A 15053-nucleotide genomic window follows, 5' to 3' on the forward strand; every position below is an offset into this window, starting at 1 on the left:
CCGGTTGACCCCTATCGACTACGAGACCATCATGACCCCACCGGCCAGTCAGGCCGCGTGACTTGATCTGTCACCTGCCGGTGCAGCAGACCCCATCCTCGTAGGCGAAGCCGTACACGTGCTCCATGCCCATGAGCGTCTTCGTCACCGATTCGCGGGTGGCGGTTATCAGCTGCCTGACGGCAGGGCCGATGGCTTGAGGCAGCGTGAAGTCGCAAAGCTCCTCCACGACGGCGACCGTGGTTCGGCCACGGGCGTTAAGCGTCGCGCGCACGACGACATGGTCGTACTCTAAGTCTAGTGGAACATCTCGGCTGCTCAGAAAGTCGGCCGCCGATGGGTCAATGAGCGCCAGCTTCTGCACTATCCCGGGAGCGTGCTCGAGAAACGCCTGCCGAGCTCCCGTGTTGCCCAGGTCTGCCATCGCGGCGTCGGTGAGCAGCCGCGTTACAGCATTGCCGCCGGTGTGTTCGCGTACTCGGCGCTCCACAACGGATGCCAGTCGCCGGGCCTCTACCAGCTGAAGGGCGAACCGGGGAGAGTCAAGCACGTCGTCTCGGTTGCTCTTCTCGGTATTGCACGCCCCGCAAATGGGTGCCAGATTCGAGAGGGCGTTCAGGTCAAAGTCGGCGGCGAGACCGTGTAGCTCGATTAGCTGCTGGAGGCGCGCAGGGGAGATCGTCCGCGGGATGATGTGGTCGATCTCCACATCGCGGTACTCCTGCGGCCGACGGCAGCAATAGCAGCGCAGTCCCCATGCCTGCAACAGCTTTAGCCGCAGTACGGCATCGTCACGACCGGTATAGCGGACCTCTGACGGTGAGTCGGCAGCCGTCATCGGTCGCTGTCCAGATGGCCGGTCGCTGGGTGAACTGACTCAGTCATGCGGGCTGCCGTCGTCTCCTCGGTTTCGGCCACGGTGCGATTGAGCGCGCAGCGGGCAAGCAGCGCGCCTCGCGGAGGCGGCTGGACGAGGCCTCGGCCAAACAGAAGTGGGCCCGCCAACCGTAAAGGCAGTTGGGATCCAGCACGGCGTCGGCACCGACCAGGCGCACTGATTGACGCAAACGCAGCCGGCGGTCTTCCTCCTCCTCGAGGAATGCCAACGAAAAGAACCGTCTCAGGTCGAGCCAGACATTATCGGCGTCCGCGACCACACTCACCGAGCCGGTGAAACGATCCCCGGCAACGAACACCAACCGGCGGACGTCCATATTCGCCATCGTAGTCGACATCACTGGGCCCCCACGCGGCGAAGGCGCATCACACGCAACCACATACCTCGGGTGCGAGACCGCCACCCACGAAGATCGAACCTCCGCTCCTCGGCCCAAGCGCACAGCCCGCGCCCAGGCCGACGCCTACCCGACGTGACGGACCTCGACAGTCCGCCGCGCGGTCGGCGCCAGATCCGGATACCGAACCGCACCGCGAATGCCGCACGGAAGGCGGCTCCGGCCCTTTGCTCGTCGGCGGCATTTACCCACGGTGTCTCGGTAGCGGAAGCCGCTATCCGCGACGTGCGCCCGCACCTGGCAACAATCGAGCGGCGCGGTACCCTTGATAACCGGAACTCCATTTCCCCGCTCAAGAAGTGCGTCGCAGGAAGAGCCGGGGGCCCACCCCATGCGTGGGAGGAGAGGGCGACAGCTGTTGAACGCTGCCCTCTTCAAGGAGAGCCTCCATGCGAATTGGTCTCGGCCTACCCATCAGCAACCCGCGTCTGCTCACCGACTGGGCGCGGCGCGGCGAGTCCTCCGGATTCGACACCCTCGCCCTGCTTGACAGGCTCGCCTACCACAACCCGGAACCGCTCACAGCACTGTCCGTGCTGGCAGGCGCGACGTCACGAGTCCGGCTGCAAACCGAAGTGCTGCTCGGCCCGCTGCGCTCCACCGCCCTGTTGGCTAAACAGATCGCTACTCTCGACCTCATGTCCGGCGGACGATTCACCCTCGGCATCGGCATCGGCGGCCGCGAGGATGACCACGCCGCCGCCGGAACGCCCATTAACGCCCGAGGCAGCCTCCTGGAAACCCAACTCACCGAGTTACGTCGCATTTGGCTCGGCCAGCCCTACCCGGACGCGGTCATCGGCCCGCTACCCGCCACCCCGGGCGGGCCTCAAATCCTCATCGGCGCGTTCGCGCCCGCCGCCCTACGACGAGTCGCCCGCCACGGTGACGGCTTCCTATGCGCAGCCCCGCTCGCCTGGGCCGACAAACTGGTAAGCATCGTCCACCGCGAATGGACCGCCGCCGAACGCAGCGGACAGCCCCGGCTGGTCTGTCAAGTCAACGTCGCCCTCGGCTCGGCCTTCGCACCAGCTCGTTCAGCTATTGCCGCCTATTACGGCCGCGATGACTGGGGTGTACCGATCGCTGACCCGGCTGAACTCGTCGACACCGTCGCCGCGTACCGCGCCTTCGGCGCCGACGAACTTGTCCTGTATTGCTACGCCGATGACCCAACCCAAGTGGACCACCTCGCCCAGGTACTGGGCCTCACCTAGCCTGACGACGGCGCCGGCGCGAGGCGGGGACGACCGCTTGGCGCCGGCGCCAAGCAGAACAACGTGATCAGATGCGCGCTCATCGGCAGAGTCGCTCGCTCTGGTCCGTCGCTCGATATTAGGTACCGGAGGCCATGTAGGCGGCGAGGATGTAGTTGGGGTGCCGGTCAAGGTTCTTGCGAGCCCGGTCGTAGCGCACGGGGGTCTTGGGATCGGCATGACGGGCGGCAATCTGCACGTCACGGAGGTTGACGCCGGCGTCGAGCATGGTGGTCACCAACGTGTGGCGCAGCATGTGCGGGTGCATCCTCGGCATTCGGATGCCGGCGGTGGCGGCGAGGTGCTTGAGCCTGCGGGTCGCGGCGTGCCGGTCCATGCCGGCGCCGATGGTGTTCGCAGGATCGGCCCGCTGAGGCGTTCCTCAACGGCCCCACCGCGGGTGGCAGCGGGACGAGTACGACCTTGCCGCCTTTGCCGTGCACGCGCAGCACGCGGTGGTTATCAGGGCCTCGAACTGCAGGTGTCCCAGGCCAAGGGTCGGTGGGGCGGCGGACGTAGTCGGCTGGGGAGTGTTCGAGGATGGCGTCGATGACGCAGACTCGGTAGAAGCCGACCACGACCGACAGTCGCCGGGAGACCGTCGAGGGCTGGTATTGGCGTACCTCTTGCAGCCAGCGCACATACCGCTCGACGTCGACCCGGCGGGCGGTCAGCGGGTTGAGGTCCTGGTTGGTTCACCAGCGGAGGAAGACGTGCAGGTCGGAGTCGGTGTGCACGCGGGTCTGGCCGCCGTAGCGGCCCAGGAAGGCGGACGCTGCGGCCCGCACGACGAGTTGATCGGAAGAGCAACATCGGGCGCGGAGGCGGGAAAGGCAGCCATACATCACCGTGCGTCATCACCAGCGATGAACGCCAGGACGCCCGGAGCGGCAGATCCGTGCGCTCGGCGAAGCGCGGACGGGCTCGCCAGTTTGGCCTGGAATCTGGTGGTCGTGCCGTGGGGCGGCTGCGATCATGACGCGGTGAGTCAGTACTTCGACGATGCGACGACCGGGCAGACTCTGTGGAATCCGGCTACGAGGGTGGCCCAGCTGTTCTTCCGGATGACCGAGGCGCTGGCGCCGACGGTTGAGTTGCCGTGCGGAGTCGTGGATCTGGGGGTCGACGAGTACGCGGTCGATCCGGCGGCATTTTCCCGTTTCGTGGACGCCCTGGTACGGCAATATCTGTCGTCGAACCACGCGATCTTCAAGGAGATGCTGGCCGGATATCTGCCGCCGGCGGTGGTGATGGTCGAGCGCAGCGGACGAACGGTTGCGGCGTTGACCACGCCGGTCGAGCGTTCGGCTGTGGCGATCTCGCTCAACGTCGATGCCTTCGACCCGGCTGCCGATCGGCGCGAGCTCATCCAGTTGGCAACTGCGGCATCGCGATCGATGCCAACAGCCTGAGGTCGTCGGCATCGGGCGCTCGTCCACGCGACCGCGCGGAACATCGACGTACGCAACTCGGCAAGAGCTGGCATCGGGCCGATACCGGCCGGTGTCACACCGCGTGACGGCTCACTGCCGGCCAGCGCGTGCGCTCGGCGGCAGGTGAGTGCACTCGATCTTGGATCCGAAAAGAGAACCGTCAGATCTCGAGGGCTGCAGGGAACGCTTGCCGAGCGATCATCCGTCCTCGGCGGGCGCGTTGCCGGTGCGCGCGTTACCCGCGGCAGATCCGGACGCTGAGGCGTTCGGATCGTCACGGACTGAAGTACTGCTCGGCCATATCACGGATAACCAGTGACCCCCACACCCGATCCACGGCTCCAACATGTTGCTCGTTGAACAGAACCGGAACCAAGCCGTCCAGATCAAGCGGCCTCACGCCCAGCACTTGGCCGCCCGTGGATGAGATCGCTTCGAAGCGGGACTTCGCCTGCTCGAGGATTCCGTGCCCGGCGATGGATTCGTACGTAGGCGGCACGTCGGCTGTCCAGTCCATCAGGCCGACCACCACTCCCACACGATCCTTGGCTCCGAAGGCAGGCACGGCCATGACGCGCCCGCACGCGAAGCCCCCATCGGACAGCGGCAGTGCCCAGAACTGGCCGGCCGCGAGGAACCGGTTCGACCGCGGAACGAACGGATAGCCCATCGCGCCATGCATCAGCCAATGCTGGCAAAGTCCTCGAGGCGTCGTCACCTCGACCCATGATCGAGTGCGCTCGCTCGCGCGCGACGCCTACCCAGCATGACGGCGCTCCCGGCTCCGCGCTCGGATGGCGGCTAGATGAGCGCACACGTGCAGTGCTTGGGCCTGAGCCTTTGAACTCAAACAGTATGCTGGAATCATGCTTGGGCCGCCTCCCGGCGAAAGGCGATCATGGCAACGACTGATGCCGATCAAGAAAGAAGTAGAACAGCCGTCGACTGGTCGATGTTCGTCAGCCTTGCCGGCGGAGTTACGACGGTCCTATCGTCGGTCACCAACGGCCCACCTCTACTGACGACCTTGAGTCTGGGCGGCGCCCTATTTTCGGCTCCCTTTTTGGTTTTCCGGCTTGCCGAAAAAGCAAGGGGGCGACACGCTTCACCGAGTCGGCTACCAATCTTGGTGACTGTATTCCTCTACACCGGCGTTCTTACCTTGCTCCTCGTGCCAACTACGCAAAGTTACGTCTTCTACGATATTTTGGGATTCAGCGGAGGGCCTCGGGTAGTCGGTGCAGATGTCGTCATCCCGCCAGGGCAGAGCTCCGATCGCGGAGATGATCCCAAACAGAGAATTCGTATTACGATTCAGAACCCGGACAAAAATGCGCAATACGCTAGCTTGCTGGAGCTGTCCGCGAATTGGTTGGAGGGGCCCGAATCCTGCAAGGCTCCCGGTAGGGACATAAACGTTAGGTACACGGTGCAAAGTGTGATCAATGAAACAGGAGGAGCATCAAATCGGATCTCCTTCAAGGGGGTGGCGGCAGAGAGTGTGGAGGCGGCGTCGGGAACCCCTTCCGCCCGCGGCCCCGACGTGCCTGTCGCGGGGACATTGAGCGCGTTCGGGAACCGATGCGACGACGGAATTCGTCGCACCCTAACGCTTCAACTCGGCATTCAGATCCCCTTAGCGGCCAACAGTTTTGCTGAAGTCGATCTAGATTTCCCGGCTACGTTGTCCGGGGCGACCATGAAGTTCCCTCTAGACTTCAGGGGTGCGGAGCTGGAAGTCTCGATAAAGCTTTCGTCCGGCCGGGAAAGAGTGATCCACAATTGAAGTAGCCTGTCGCCTCGATCATGGAACCACTGGCCATGGGGCACGTGTTCACATCGGCAGATCCCTCAGGTTGCGGACGTCGGTGATCGAGCAGGCACCGACGTTACTGAGCGGAACCGTCGAGCAGCCACCGGGTGATGGTAAGGCGCAGGAGCACGAGTGGGCCGGAGTAGGACTCGGTCGTGATGTCGAAGCCCCCGTACTTGCGGGCGAAGTTCGCGACAACTCGTGGATGATCAGGCACCTCGTCGAGGATGTCGGCGCTGGCCAACGCGACCAACGGCTCCCCACCGGATCCGTCGATGGCGAGGGAGACCTGGTCGTTCAGTCGCACGTTCGCGACCTTGCGGCTCGATGGGGAGCTGGCTACCCAGAGGTCGGCCTCGTCGTGCACGAACCAGACGGGGACCGTGTGCGGCGAACGGTCGAGCCGCACGGACGTGAACCATGCCGTCTGCGCGAGCGCAAGCCGCTGTCCTATTTCCCTATCGATCATGACAGCATCCTTCTTTCAAGGGATCGCCTGGGCTCGGGACGACGAGGTAGTCGTCCCTGGCCCAGGCGATCATGGCGTGAAGACTCCGCGCGGGTTGTTAGGCACGTGATCGTCACCGCGTGAATCGCGCGCCCTCACACACGTCTGAGCACCGGAAGGTGCCCCATGGAGGAGATCATTGACGAAGGTCGGATAAGTACGCGCCGGCCTCCGCTCTACCGTAAGGAACCCTTGACCAGGGCTAGGCACGCCGTAGGTGTGCGTGTGGCCGCTGCACAGCGGTGCCGGAGGGTGTCCGGTCAGAGGGTGGCCGCGTCGATCACGAACCGGTAGCGGACGTCGGACTTGAGGACGCGCTCGTAGGCGGTGTTGATCTCGGCTGCCGTGATGAGTTCGATCTCGGGTGCGATGGCGTGTTTCGCGCAGAAGTTCAGCGTTTCCTGGGTCTCGGCGATGCTGCCGATCGAGGACGCGGCGAAGGAGCGGCGGTTGCCCATGAGGGCGAACACCGAGACAGGCAGCGGCTGGGCGGGTGCGCCGAGGTTGACCAGGGTGCCGTCGAGGGCGAGCAGCGACAGGTACGCCTGCACGTCGATCGGTGCGCTGATGGTGTTGACGATGAGGTCGAAGTGGTTCGCCAGTGTCGGGAAGGTGCTCGCGTCGCTGGTGGCGTAGTAGTGGTCGGCGCCGAGGCGGATGCCGTCGTCCTTCTTGCCCAGCGTCTGCGACAGCACGGTTACCTCGGCGCCCATCGCGTGGGCGAACTTGACCGCCAGGTGGCCGAGGCCGCCCAGGCCGACGACGGCGACCTTCGTGCCGGAGCGGACGTACCAGTGGGCCAGGGGCGAGTAGGCGGTGACGCCGGCGCAGAGCAGCGGGGCCGCGGCCGCGAAGGGGATGCTCTCGGGAACGCTGAGCACGAAGTCCTCGACGACCACGATTTGGGTGGCGTAGCCGCCCTGCGTGGCGGTGCCGTCGCGGTCGATGCTGTTGTAGGTGAAGGTGGCGCCGTTCAGGCAGTAGTTCTCCAGACCGGCGAGGCAGTTGACGCACTCGCGGCAGGAGTTCACCATGCAGCCGACGCCGACCCGGTCGCCGACCTTGTGGCGGGAGACCTGGGAGCCGACCTGCGCGACGGTGCCGACGATTTCGTGGCCGGGACCAGCGGGTAGGAGGCCGGGCCCCAGTCGCCGCGGACGGTGCTGATGTCCGAGTGGCAGGTGCCCGAATAGGCGATGTTGATCAACACATCGTGCGGTCCGACCGGACGGCGTTCGATGGTGGTGGGGACGAAGGGGCCGGTGGGGGAAGTGGCGGCGTAAGCCCGTGCGGTGGTCATGACCCCAGAGAACAGCAGGACCGTCCGTGCTGGCAGAGCCGCTTGATGGGGGGCACTCGCAGTGGCCCCCTCAGCGGCGGGGACGCGCCTACAGTCGAAATCATGGACACCAGGAACGAGTTGCGCGAGTTCCTCGCCTCCCGCCGCGCGAGAATCCGCCCGCAGGACGCCGGGCTCCCCGCCGGCAGCGGCCGCGGGTTCCCGGGTTGCGCCGCGAAGAGCTGGCCGCCTTGGCCGGCGTGAGCGTCAGCTGGTACATCCGGCTCGAGCGCGGTGACGCGGTCGGCGCCTCCGACGCCGTGCTGAACGCGATCGCCAACACGCTCCAGCTGGACGAACTGGAACGCCAACATCTGTTCCACCTCACCCGCGGCAGCCGGCGCAGTGCGACCAAGACCCCGGCCCGGCGCCCTGCGACACCGGCGATCCGCGCGACGCTGCAGCTGGTCCTCGACCAGATGACCGATCTGTCGGCCATCGTGCAGAACGACCGGTCCGACATCGTGGCGATGAACCCGCTCGCGCGAGCCCTCTACTCGGGACTGCTGTCCGGCTCCGCCGGACCGTGGAACCACGCTCGCTACATTCATCTCGACCCGGGCGCGCCGGGACGAAACGGATCCACCACGAACTCGTCGGTGACATGGAACTGGTCTACGAGACCCTCGCCCTGCCGGGAGACCCCGGCCTCACCCTGTACATCAACGCGGCCGAACCCGCGACCCCCTCAGCGGACGCCCTGCGCCTACTCGCGGCATGGTCCACGCCGATGCAGGAACCCACTCCGCACCAGCAGAAAGAACACCAAGACTGATCATCCCGGGCACACCGCAGGCGGCTGACGGGAATTGCGTAAAACTGATGCGCGCTGAACGTATTTGTCGCCGCCGTAAAGCGGTGTCGGTTGTTGAGGTATGGCCACTTCCAGCGACAGGCCAACGCCCTCACATCGGCATGACAGGATGTCGGTCAGCCACTGTCGTTCACTGGCGTGACGGCGGGTCGGCCGAGGGCGGACAGCGGCACGCGAGCGCGCCGGTCGGAAGATGCGCTGTCGCTCGGACCGCGACCCTCTGTCAGCCGACGTCGGGCCTGCCTCCGGTGGGCCCCACACCGTCATCGGCAAACTGCCACCCACCAACCGGAGTTCTTCCAGGGCAGGAAGGCGACACCGCCGATCAGAATCGTGGCGAGTACGGCCAGCGCCGTCTTGACCGAGGTGGCCGCGGCCAGGGCCCCGGCCGCCGCGATGACGACCGGCTGCACGACCTTGTTCGCCACCGACCAGGACATCACCACCCGCGACATGTAGCCGTCGCCGGTGGCGTTCATCCGGTAGGTCGCGAAGGTCGGGCTGAACATGCCCGCGAAGAACACCATCAACGTCTCCGACGCCATCACCAGGAGCAGCCCGGCCCGCGACGCGGTGGCCAGCGGCATCAGGCCCATCCACAGGTTGCGGCCGACCCCGGCCGCCAGCAGCACCCGGTGCTCGCCGATCCGCCGCCGCAGCGGCTTCACCACCAGCGACCCGAGGACCCCGGCCACGCTCGCCACCCCGGCGATCAGCCCGTACTGCCAGGCCGGGAACCCCAGGTCCCGCAGGACCAGAACGGCCAGCAGGGGTACGGAGGCCAGCACGCATCCGCCGAAGATCATCGAGTTCCAGAACAGCGCCGCCAGGCCGCGATGCCCGAAGATGTGACGCCAGCCGCCGGCCAGATCCGGGAAACCCTTCTCCCGTACGGGCGGTGGCGGCTCCGGCACGCGCATCCCGCGCAGCAGCACCGCCGAGACGAGGAAACTGACCGCGTCCACCACCATCGTGGCCGTGGCGCCCAGCCACGAGATCAGCACCCCGCCGGCCGCCGGGCCGGCCGCGTTGGCCGTCCACAGTGTCGTCTCGAAGCGGCCGTTGGCCTCCGCCCGGTGCTCGGCCGGCACGAGGGTCCGCAACTGGGCCACCCCGGCCGCGTCGAAGGCCAGCCGGGCGACCATCTGCACCACCGCCACCACGCACAGGTGCCAGTAGGTCAGCGCGCCGAACAGGGCCGCCGCCGGCACCGATCCGACCGCCACCACCCGGACCAGATCGGCCGTGACCATCACCGGCAGCTTGCGCCGATGCTCGATCCAGGGTCCCAGCGGCAGGGCCGCCACGGCGCTGACCACACCGGCCAGGACGGTCAGCAGCGACACCTGGAAGTCCGACGCTCCCAGCACCAGCACCGCCACGACCGGCAGGGCCGTATATCCGAACGCGCTGCCGAACTCGCTCGCCCCGAAGGCCGCCCACCGCCGCCGGAAGTCCTGTCGCCACACTCTTTGCGATATTACGGTTCGTCGATATGGTCGGTCGCGTGAGACTCCGCATAGTCGCTGCCCTCGCGTCCCTGCTCGTCGTTCTCGCCCCGGCCGGGGTGGCCCGCGCGGCCGACGACCCCCTCCTCGACCAGCTCACGGCGATCCCCGGGCTGACCGTGGTGTCGCAGACACAGGGCACGGGCTACCGGTTCTTCGTGCTGACGTACCGCCAGCCGGCCGACCACCGCCACCCGAAGCAGGGCGGCTACGAGCAGCGGCTCACGCTGCTGCACCGCTCGGCCGACCGCCCGGTGGTGCTCTCCACCAGCGGGTACGGGCTGGCCGCCACCCCGCGGCCGTCGCAGACCGAGCCGACGGCGCTGCTGAACGCCAACCAGATCTCGGTCGAGCACCGCTTCTTCACGCCGTCGCGGCCGGCCCCGGCCGACTGGTCCGACCTGACCATCTGGCAGGAGGCGAGCGACGAGCACCGCATCGTGACCGCCTTCAAGAGCGTCTACGCCACCAAGTGGATCCAGACCGGCGGCAGCAAGGGCGGCATGACGTCGGTCTACCACCGGCGGTTCTACCCGCGGGACGTCGACGGCGTCGTCGCGTACGTGGCCCCGAACGACGTCGTCAATCCCGCCGACACGGCGTACGACAAGTTCTTCGACACCGTCGGTACGCCGTCGTGCCGCACCGCCCTGGACGAGGTGCAGGCCGAGGCGCTGCGCCGGCGGGACCGGCTGGTGGCCCGGCTGCAGGCCGACGCGGCCGAGAACGGATGGACGTTCGCCCGGACCATCGGCACGGCCGACCGCTCGTTCGAGATGACCGTGCTGGACTCGGTGTGGGCGTTCTGGCAGTACAGCACGGAGGCCGACTGCGCGGCCGTGCCGGCGGCCGGCACCGCGACGGACGAGCAGCTGTACGACTGGATCGACGGCGTGGCCGGCTGGAGCTTCTACACCGACCAGAGCCTCGAGTACTACTCCCCGTACTACTACCAGGCGGCCAGCCAGCTCGGCTGGCCGAGCCTGCGCTTCGACCACCTGCGCGGCCTGCGCAACTACCCGGGCCTGTACACCGCGAACTCCTCGCTGCCGCCGGAGCTGCGCCGCCCGCACAACCCGCTGCCGATGATCGACGTGGATCTGTGGGTACGCACGAGCGCGCAGCGCATGCTGTTCGTCTACGGCGAGAACGACCCATGGGGAGCGGAACGCTTCACCCCGAGCCGCCGCGACTCGGCCCTGTACGTGGCTCCCGGCGCCAACCACGGCGCCAACATCGCCCGGCTGAGGCCCGAGGACGCCGCCGCGGCCACCGCGACGCTGCGGCGCTGGGCCGGCGTGCCGGACACGGCCGCCACCAAGCAGCTGTCCGCCTCCTTGCCGCTGGACGACATGCTGCCGCCTAAGCGAGGCCGGTGACCGTACGGGTGGCCGTGTCATAGCTCCGGGCCGCCACGAACCACCCGCCGGCCCGGGGCGGGTCACCGAGCGCGGCCAGCACGGCCTCGTGCTGGGCGGAGCGCACGCGTAACGCCAGGCTGAGATGCGGCACCCACTCCCCCGGTGGCGGCCACGGGTCCGGCAGCGCCGCGCAGACCCGAGCTTGCACCTCGAGCAGCGCGGCCGTGGGCCGGACCTCCCAGACCACGGCCCGCCCGAGGAACCGCACGGCCCCCAGTTCGGCCGGCACCGGCAGCCCCGCCACCGCGAGCCCCTCGACCGAGGCCGCCGTGGCCAGGGTCAGATGCGGCCGGTTGGTCGCGTGCCCGTGGGTGGCCAGGCTCGGCAGCCCGGCGGCCACGAGCCGGGACCACATTTCCCGTACGGCGGACTCGAGCCCCGCGTCGGGCAACAGCTCAACAGTGTGCACACGTACCGGCGTACCCCCGAATTAATGGGACGACCCTCCGGCGCGCCTGGGCCTATAGTGGGCCGATGCCGCAGGGGAGGCCGACGCTGGCCGATGTCGCCCGGCGGGCCGGTGTGTCGAAAGCGGCCGTCTCGCGAGTGATAAACGATGCGCCGGGTGTCGCGCCCCGGACGCGTGAACACGTCCGGCAGGTCATCGCCGACTTGGGGTTCCGGCCCGATCCGGTGGCGCGGGCCCTCGCCTCCGGGCACGGCGAGGTGATCGAGCTGGTCGTCGTGGACGAGCCGTCGATCTTCGGGACCAGCCCGTACTACGGCCGGGTCACCGCCGGGATCCTGCAGGAGCTGGCCGGCGGGAACGCGCAGCTGCGGGTGCACGTGGTCGACGAGGCCGGTGCCCGGGCCCTGCTGTCGAGGATGGCCGACACGGTCACGCTCGGCGTGCTGCTCATCAACGTGCCGCCGCGGATCGCCGGTGAGTTCTACGCCCGCTGCGACCGGGTGGTGGCGATGAGCCCGTCGGCGCCCGGCGTCCCGTACATCGGCCTGGAGAACGCCGATGGCGCCCGCGCCGCCGTCATCCACCTGTACGAGAGCGGCCGCCGCCGGATCGCGGCCCTGCACGGGCAGGACGGCAACGCGTGCGCGGAGGGTCGCCGCGAGGGCCACCGCCGAGCCGTGCTGGAGCTGGGCCTGCCCGACATCTCAGCGACCGGCAAGTTCCGGCGCGAGGACGGCTACACGCTGACGCAACGCCTGCTGGCCGAGGAGCCCGGCCTGGACGCCATCTTCGTCGGCTGCGACCTGATGGCCACCGGCGCCATGCAGGCCCTGGCCGACGCGGGCCGGCGCATCCCCGACGACGTGGCCGTGGTCGGCTTCGACGACAGCGTCATAGCGGAGTGCGCCACCCCGCCGATGTCCTCGGTGCACCAGCCGGTCGAGGCGATGGCGGCCGCGGCAACCCGCGCGATGATCGGCCGTCAACTCGCTCCCCATTGGCGCTGCGTCTTTCCCGCCGACCTCCGCATCCGCCAGAGCTCCCACGCCGGGTCGCCCCACCGCGGCTCGCTTCCGAACCACCCGGCTCCGGCAACCTGACCACAGGTCTCCGCGAGGGACCGCCGACTGATCATTGCGTCCCGGCACAGGCAGTCTCCGGTAGATCTCCTGGGCGCTCTTGTGGGCGGCACGGCACGAGGGGTGTGCGTCCGCCGCCGTCGCCGCCCTCGATGTCGCCCCGGGCGTCGTCGAGGCTGTCGGCCGTACATCGAGCGCGGCGCCCAGCGCGGAGACCGCGTCGGAACGGGACCGATCCGCGCACGCGGCGCCGGCGAAGACCCCGGACGAGCCTCCGGCGCGAACCGACAAGAGCCGCACCGCGACGGGATCCACCGGCGCCGGCATGCGACCAGTACGAGCCGTTGAGACCCGCGCCAGCCGTTGAGACCAGCACCGATCCTCAACGCCGGCCGTGGGACCGGCGCCGGGACGGGATCAGCGGCGTGGGCGGGTGGGTAGCGTCAGGAACGCCAGGCCGGCGGTGAGGACGGCCAGGCCCGCCCAGGAGAGGGCGGGCAGGCGCTCGCCGAGGAGGGCGACGCCGAGCAGGGCCGCGACGGCCGCTTCGGCCAGGGACAGGACTGTGGCCGTGGTCGCGGTGGTGTGCCGCAGGCCGTAACCGAAGAGGCGGTAGGCCGCGTACGTCGGGACGAGCGCGAGGTACACCGCGACCGTGGCCCCGCGGGCGGAGAGCAGCCAGCCCGGATCGCCGGTGAGGACCACCGGCAGGACGAGCAGGCCGGCCAGGCCGAACATCGTGCCCATCACGGTTCCCGACGGGTGGCCGCGGGCGATGAGGTTGCCGCCGGCCATGGTGTACGCGGCGTACGACAGGCCGGCGGTCAGGGCCAGCGTCACGCCGAGGACGTCCACGCCGGCGCCGGCGCCGGCGAGTTCGGGGCCCAGGACGAGTACGGCGCAGCCGGCGATCGCCGCCACGGTGCCGGTCGTCCAGCGGCGGGCCGGGCGCCGGCCCTGGATGAGCCAGGAGAGCAGGCCGGCGAACACGGGGGCGCTGCCGAGCGTGATGACGGTGGCCACGGCCACGCCGGACCGGGCCACGGCCGGGTAGAAGCTGAGCGGATAGCCGGCCACCGTGACCGCACCCAGCAGGATCAGCGGCCACTCGCGCCGGGGAAGCACCCGGGCGAAGGCGCGGGAGCGCAGGAACAGGAGCAGGCCGCCGAGGAGAAGGCCGGCGGCGCCGATGGCGGCCGCCGGGGCGGCGGACGGGGCGAACGACGCCGCGGTGCCGGTGGTGCCCCAGAGCGTGGCGGCGGCGAGGACCGGGACCGGACCGGCCAGCGGGTTGACGTGGTGGGCGGGGTCAGCGGGACGCGTGGTGACAGACAAGGTCGTGAACTTCCGTGTCGAATTCCGGGTACGGGCTGGATTCGATACGGGCGCAGGGAACAAGAACCAGGGCCGACGGGGGCCGTGGAGCGGATCGTCAGCGGGTGCGCCCGGTTAGGGGCGGACCGGCGGGGAGACGACGTGCCAGTACTTGTTCACGCCGCGATGCTACCCCGTCACTCTCGCCAGAGCAGCCAGTACGTGGTCGCGCGCTCCCACGATGTGGTCGACGATCACCCGGGCGAGCGCCGTCGCGTCGCCGCCGCGCAGGGCCTCGACCATCTGCCGGTGCTCGCGGTCGATGCGCTGCAGGTCGTGGCCGGAGCGGACCCACTGGCGGCTGTACGGCTCGACGAGCTGCAGCAACTGGTCGATGAAGCGGATGGTCAGCGGCCGCTCGGACAGCCGGTAGACACGCGAGTGGAACTGGTAGTTGAGGGCCGCGCGCGCGGCCGCGTCGCCGCCCTTGTCGTGGATCTGCTCGGCCAGGCGGTGCAGGGCGTCGACGTCGCGCGGGCGGCAGCCCCGCACGATCTCCTCGGCGAGAGCGGGCTCCAACTGCAGGCGCAGGCCGAACAACTCGTCCACCTCGTCGGGGCTGAGCTCGGCGACCACCATGCCGCGGTGGGGCTGGTTCACCAGCAGCCCCTCGGCGGCGAGCATGTGCAGCGCCTCGCGCAGCGGGATGCGGCTCACGGCGAGGTCGGCGGCGATCTTCTCCTGGACGAGGCGCGTGCCGGGCAGGAACTCGCCGCGCCGCAGGGCGGAGCGCAGCCGCTCGGCGATCTGGTCGGCACTCACCGCGGCATCGTAGCGCGCATTTACTACAGGGGCTGCGACTGT

The 15053-nt window shown here is 68.7% G+C and carries 16 protein-coding genes and 2 pseudogenes; 8 read left to right on the plus strand and 10 right to left on the minus strand.

Features of this window, described 5'->3' with window-relative positions; all coding sequences use genetic code 11:
- Positions 1-70: 70 nt before the first annotated feature.
- Both ACGFJ7_RS45975 and ACGFJ7_RS45980 read right to left on the minus strand, forming a co-directional pair.
- On the minus strand, positions 71-709 hold the full coding sequence (locus tag ACGFJ7_RS45975) for a hypothetical protein (protein ID WP_392648763.1): 639 nt from the start codon (positions 707-709) through the stop codon (positions 71-73).
- 172 nt (positions 710-881) lie between these two features.
- Complete coding sequence (locus tag ACGFJ7_RS45980) at positions 882-1214, minus strand: hypothetical protein (RefSeq protein ID WP_360257981.1); 333 nt, start codon at positions 1212-1214, stop codon at positions 882-884.
- Positions 1215-1684: 470 nt separating this feature from the next.
- Here ACGFJ7_RS45980 and ACGFJ7_RS45985 point away from each other — a divergent pair, with 470 nt between their 5' ends.
- Positions 1685-2512, plus strand: a complete 828-nt coding sequence (locus ACGFJ7_RS45985; RefSeq protein ID WP_360257978.1) for an LLM class flavin-dependent oxidoreductase — start codon at positions 1685-1687, stop codon at positions 2510-2512.
- Positions 2513-2630: 118 nt separating this feature from the next.
- Here the strand turns inward: ACGFJ7_RS45985 and ACGFJ7_RS45990 are convergent, their stop codons facing one another.
- Positions 2631-2888, minus strand: a complete 258-nt coding sequence (locus tag ACGFJ7_RS45990; RefSeq protein ID WP_392648767.1) for a tyrosine-type recombinase/integrase — start codon at positions 2886-2888, stop codon at positions 2631-2633.
- A gap of 646 nt (positions 2889-3534) precedes the next feature.
- Between ACGFJ7_RS45990 and ACGFJ7_RS45995 the strand changes: the two genes are divergently transcribed.
- A complete protein-coding gene (locus ACGFJ7_RS45995) occupies positions 3535-3963 on the plus strand; it encodes a DUF6086 family protein (RefSeq protein ID WP_360257973.1) in 429 nt (142 codons plus the stop codon).
- Positions 3964-4258: 295 nt separating this feature from the next.
- Here ACGFJ7_RS45995 and ACGFJ7_RS46000 read toward each other — a convergent pair whose 3' ends face one another.
- Positions 4259-4666: a hypothetical protein gene (locus ACGFJ7_RS46000; RefSeq protein WP_360257971.1), complete on the minus strand. Its 408-nt coding sequence runs from the start codon at positions 4664-4666 to the stop codon at positions 4259-4261.
- Positions 4667-4882: 216 nt separating this feature from the next.
- Here ACGFJ7_RS46000 and ACGFJ7_RS46005 point away from each other — a divergent pair, with 216 nt between their 5' ends.
- Complete coding sequence (locus tag ACGFJ7_RS46005; RefSeq protein ID WP_392648771.1) at positions 4883-5770, plus strand: hypothetical protein; 888 nt, start codon at positions 4883-4885, stop codon at positions 5768-5770.
- A 103-nt stretch (positions 5771-5873) separates the two neighbouring features.
- Here the strand turns inward: ACGFJ7_RS46005 and ACGFJ7_RS46010 are convergent, their stop codons facing one another.
- Complete coding sequence (locus ACGFJ7_RS46010; RefSeq protein ID WP_392648774.1) at positions 5874-6266, minus strand: pyridoxamine 5'-phosphate oxidase family protein; 393 nt, start codon at positions 6264-6266, stop codon at positions 5874-5876.
- 299 nt (positions 6267-6565) lie between these two features.
- Positions 6566-7605: pseudogene (locus ACGFJ7_RS46015) on the minus strand (NAD(P)-dependent alcohol dehydrogenase).
- Positions 7606-7707: 102 nt separating this feature from the next.
- On the opposite strand from ACGFJ7_RS46015, the gene ACGFJ7_RS46020 reads away from it, so the two are divergent.
- The 3 genes and pseudogenes from ACGFJ7_RS46020 (at position 7708) to ACGFJ7_RS46030 (ending at position 8419) form a co-directional block, all read left to right on the plus strand.
- Positions 7708-7848, plus strand: a complete 141-nt coding sequence (locus ACGFJ7_RS46020; RefSeq protein ID WP_360257964.1) for a hypothetical protein — start codon at positions 7708-7710, stop codon at positions 7846-7848.
- Positions 7845-8125 (plus strand): annotated as a pseudogene (locus tag ACGFJ7_RS46025) (transcriptional regulator); the annotation flags it as partial. The gene ACGFJ7_RS46020 and the pseudogene ACGFJ7_RS46025, both read left to right, overlap by 4 nt.
- Before the next feature lie 45 nt (positions 8126-8170).
- Positions 8171-8419, plus strand: coding sequence for a hypothetical protein (locus tag ACGFJ7_RS46030; protein ID WP_392648844.1), 249 nt, complete (start codon positions 8171-8173; stop codon positions 8417-8419).
- A 302-nt stretch (positions 8420-8721) separates the two neighbouring features.
- Here ACGFJ7_RS46030 and ACGFJ7_RS46035 read toward each other — a convergent pair whose 3' ends face one another.
- Entirely contained in the window at positions 8722-9927 is a 1206-nt protein-coding gene (locus tag ACGFJ7_RS46035) for an MFS transporter (RefSeq protein WP_392648777.1), read from the minus strand.
- Positions 9928-9965: 38 nt separating this feature from the next.
- On the opposite strand from ACGFJ7_RS46035, the gene ACGFJ7_RS46040 reads away from it, so the two are divergent.
- The gene (locus ACGFJ7_RS46040; protein ID WP_360257957.1) at positions 9966-11345 is read left to right on the plus strand and encodes a S28 family serine protease; all 1380 of its coding nucleotides are present in this window, start codon (positions 9966-9968) and stop codon (positions 11343-11345) included.
- On the opposite strand, the gene ACGFJ7_RS46045 is transcribed toward ACGFJ7_RS46040, so the two are convergent.
- Entirely contained in the window at positions 11329-11796 is a 468-nt protein-coding gene (locus ACGFJ7_RS46045; RefSeq protein ID WP_392648781.1) for a 2'-5' RNA ligase family protein, read from the minus strand. The genes ACGFJ7_RS46040 and ACGFJ7_RS46045 overlap by 17 nt on opposite strands.
- 65 nt (positions 11797-11861) lie before the next feature.
- Here ACGFJ7_RS46045 and ACGFJ7_RS46050 point away from each other — a divergent pair, with 65 nt between their 5' ends.
- Complete coding sequence (locus ACGFJ7_RS46050) at positions 11862-12896, plus strand: LacI family DNA-binding transcriptional regulator (RefSeq protein ID WP_392648783.1); 1035 nt, start codon at positions 11862-11864, stop codon at positions 12894-12896.
- A 396-nt stretch (positions 12897-13292) separates the two neighbouring features.
- On the opposite strand, the gene ACGFJ7_RS46055 is transcribed toward ACGFJ7_RS46050, so the two are convergent.
- Positions 13293-14210 carry a DMT family transporter gene (locus tag ACGFJ7_RS46055; RefSeq protein ID WP_392648786.1) on the minus strand — a complete coding sequence of 306 codons (918 nt, stop codon included), beginning with the start codon at positions 14208-14210 and terminating at the stop codon, positions 13293-13295.
- A gap of 168 nt (positions 14211-14378) precedes the next feature.
- Positions 14379-15011 (minus strand): GntR family transcriptional regulator, encoded by a 633-nt coding sequence (locus tag ACGFJ7_RS46060; protein WP_392648789.1) that lies wholly within the window; start codon positions 15009-15011, stop codon positions 14379-14381.
- Positions 15012-15053: the final 42 nt, after the last annotated feature.

This window comes from Actinoplanes sp. NPDC048988 (genome assembly GCF_043197815.1).
In the GTDB taxonomy this organism is placed as follows: Bacteria; Actinomycetota; Actinomycetes; order Mycobacteriales; family Micromonosporaceae; genus Actinoplanes.

What these genes read in the sequence shown, in the direction of transcription:
- ACGFJ7_RS45980 (WP_360257981.1), bottom strand. Translation starts at nt 1,214, where the DNA reads ATGGACGTCCGCCGGTTGGTGTTCGTTGCCGGGGATCGTTTCACCGGC.
- ACGFJ7_RS45985 (WP_360257978.1), top strand. Translation starts at nt 1,685, where the DNA reads ATGCGAATTGGTCTCGGCCTACCCATCAGCAACCCGCGTCTGCTCACC.
- ACGFJ7_RS45990 (WP_392648767.1), bottom strand. Translation starts at nt 2,888, where the DNA reads ATGGACCGGCACGCCGCGACCCGCAGGCTCAAGCACCTCGCCGCCACC.
- ACGFJ7_RS46000 (WP_360257971.1), bottom strand. Translation starts at nt 4,666, where the DNA reads ATGCATGGCGCGATGGGCTATCCGTTCGTTCCGCGGTCGAACCGGTTC.
- ACGFJ7_RS46005 (WP_392648771.1), top strand. Translation starts at nt 4,883, where the DNA reads ATGGCAACGACTGATGCCGATCAAGAAAGAAGTAGAACAGCCGTCGAC.
- ACGFJ7_RS46010 (WP_392648774.1), bottom strand. Translation starts at nt 6,266, where the DNA reads ATGATCGATAGGGAAATAGGACAGCGGCTTGCGCTCGCGCAGACGGCA.
- ACGFJ7_RS46020 (WP_360257964.1), top strand. Translation starts at nt 7,708, where the DNA reads ATGGACACCAGGAACGAGTTGCGCGAGTTCCTCGCCTCCCGCCGCGCG.
- ACGFJ7_RS46050 (WP_392648783.1), top strand. Translation starts at nt 11,862, where the DNA reads ATGCCGCAGGGGAGGCCGACGCTGGCCGATGTCGCCCGGCGGGCCGGT.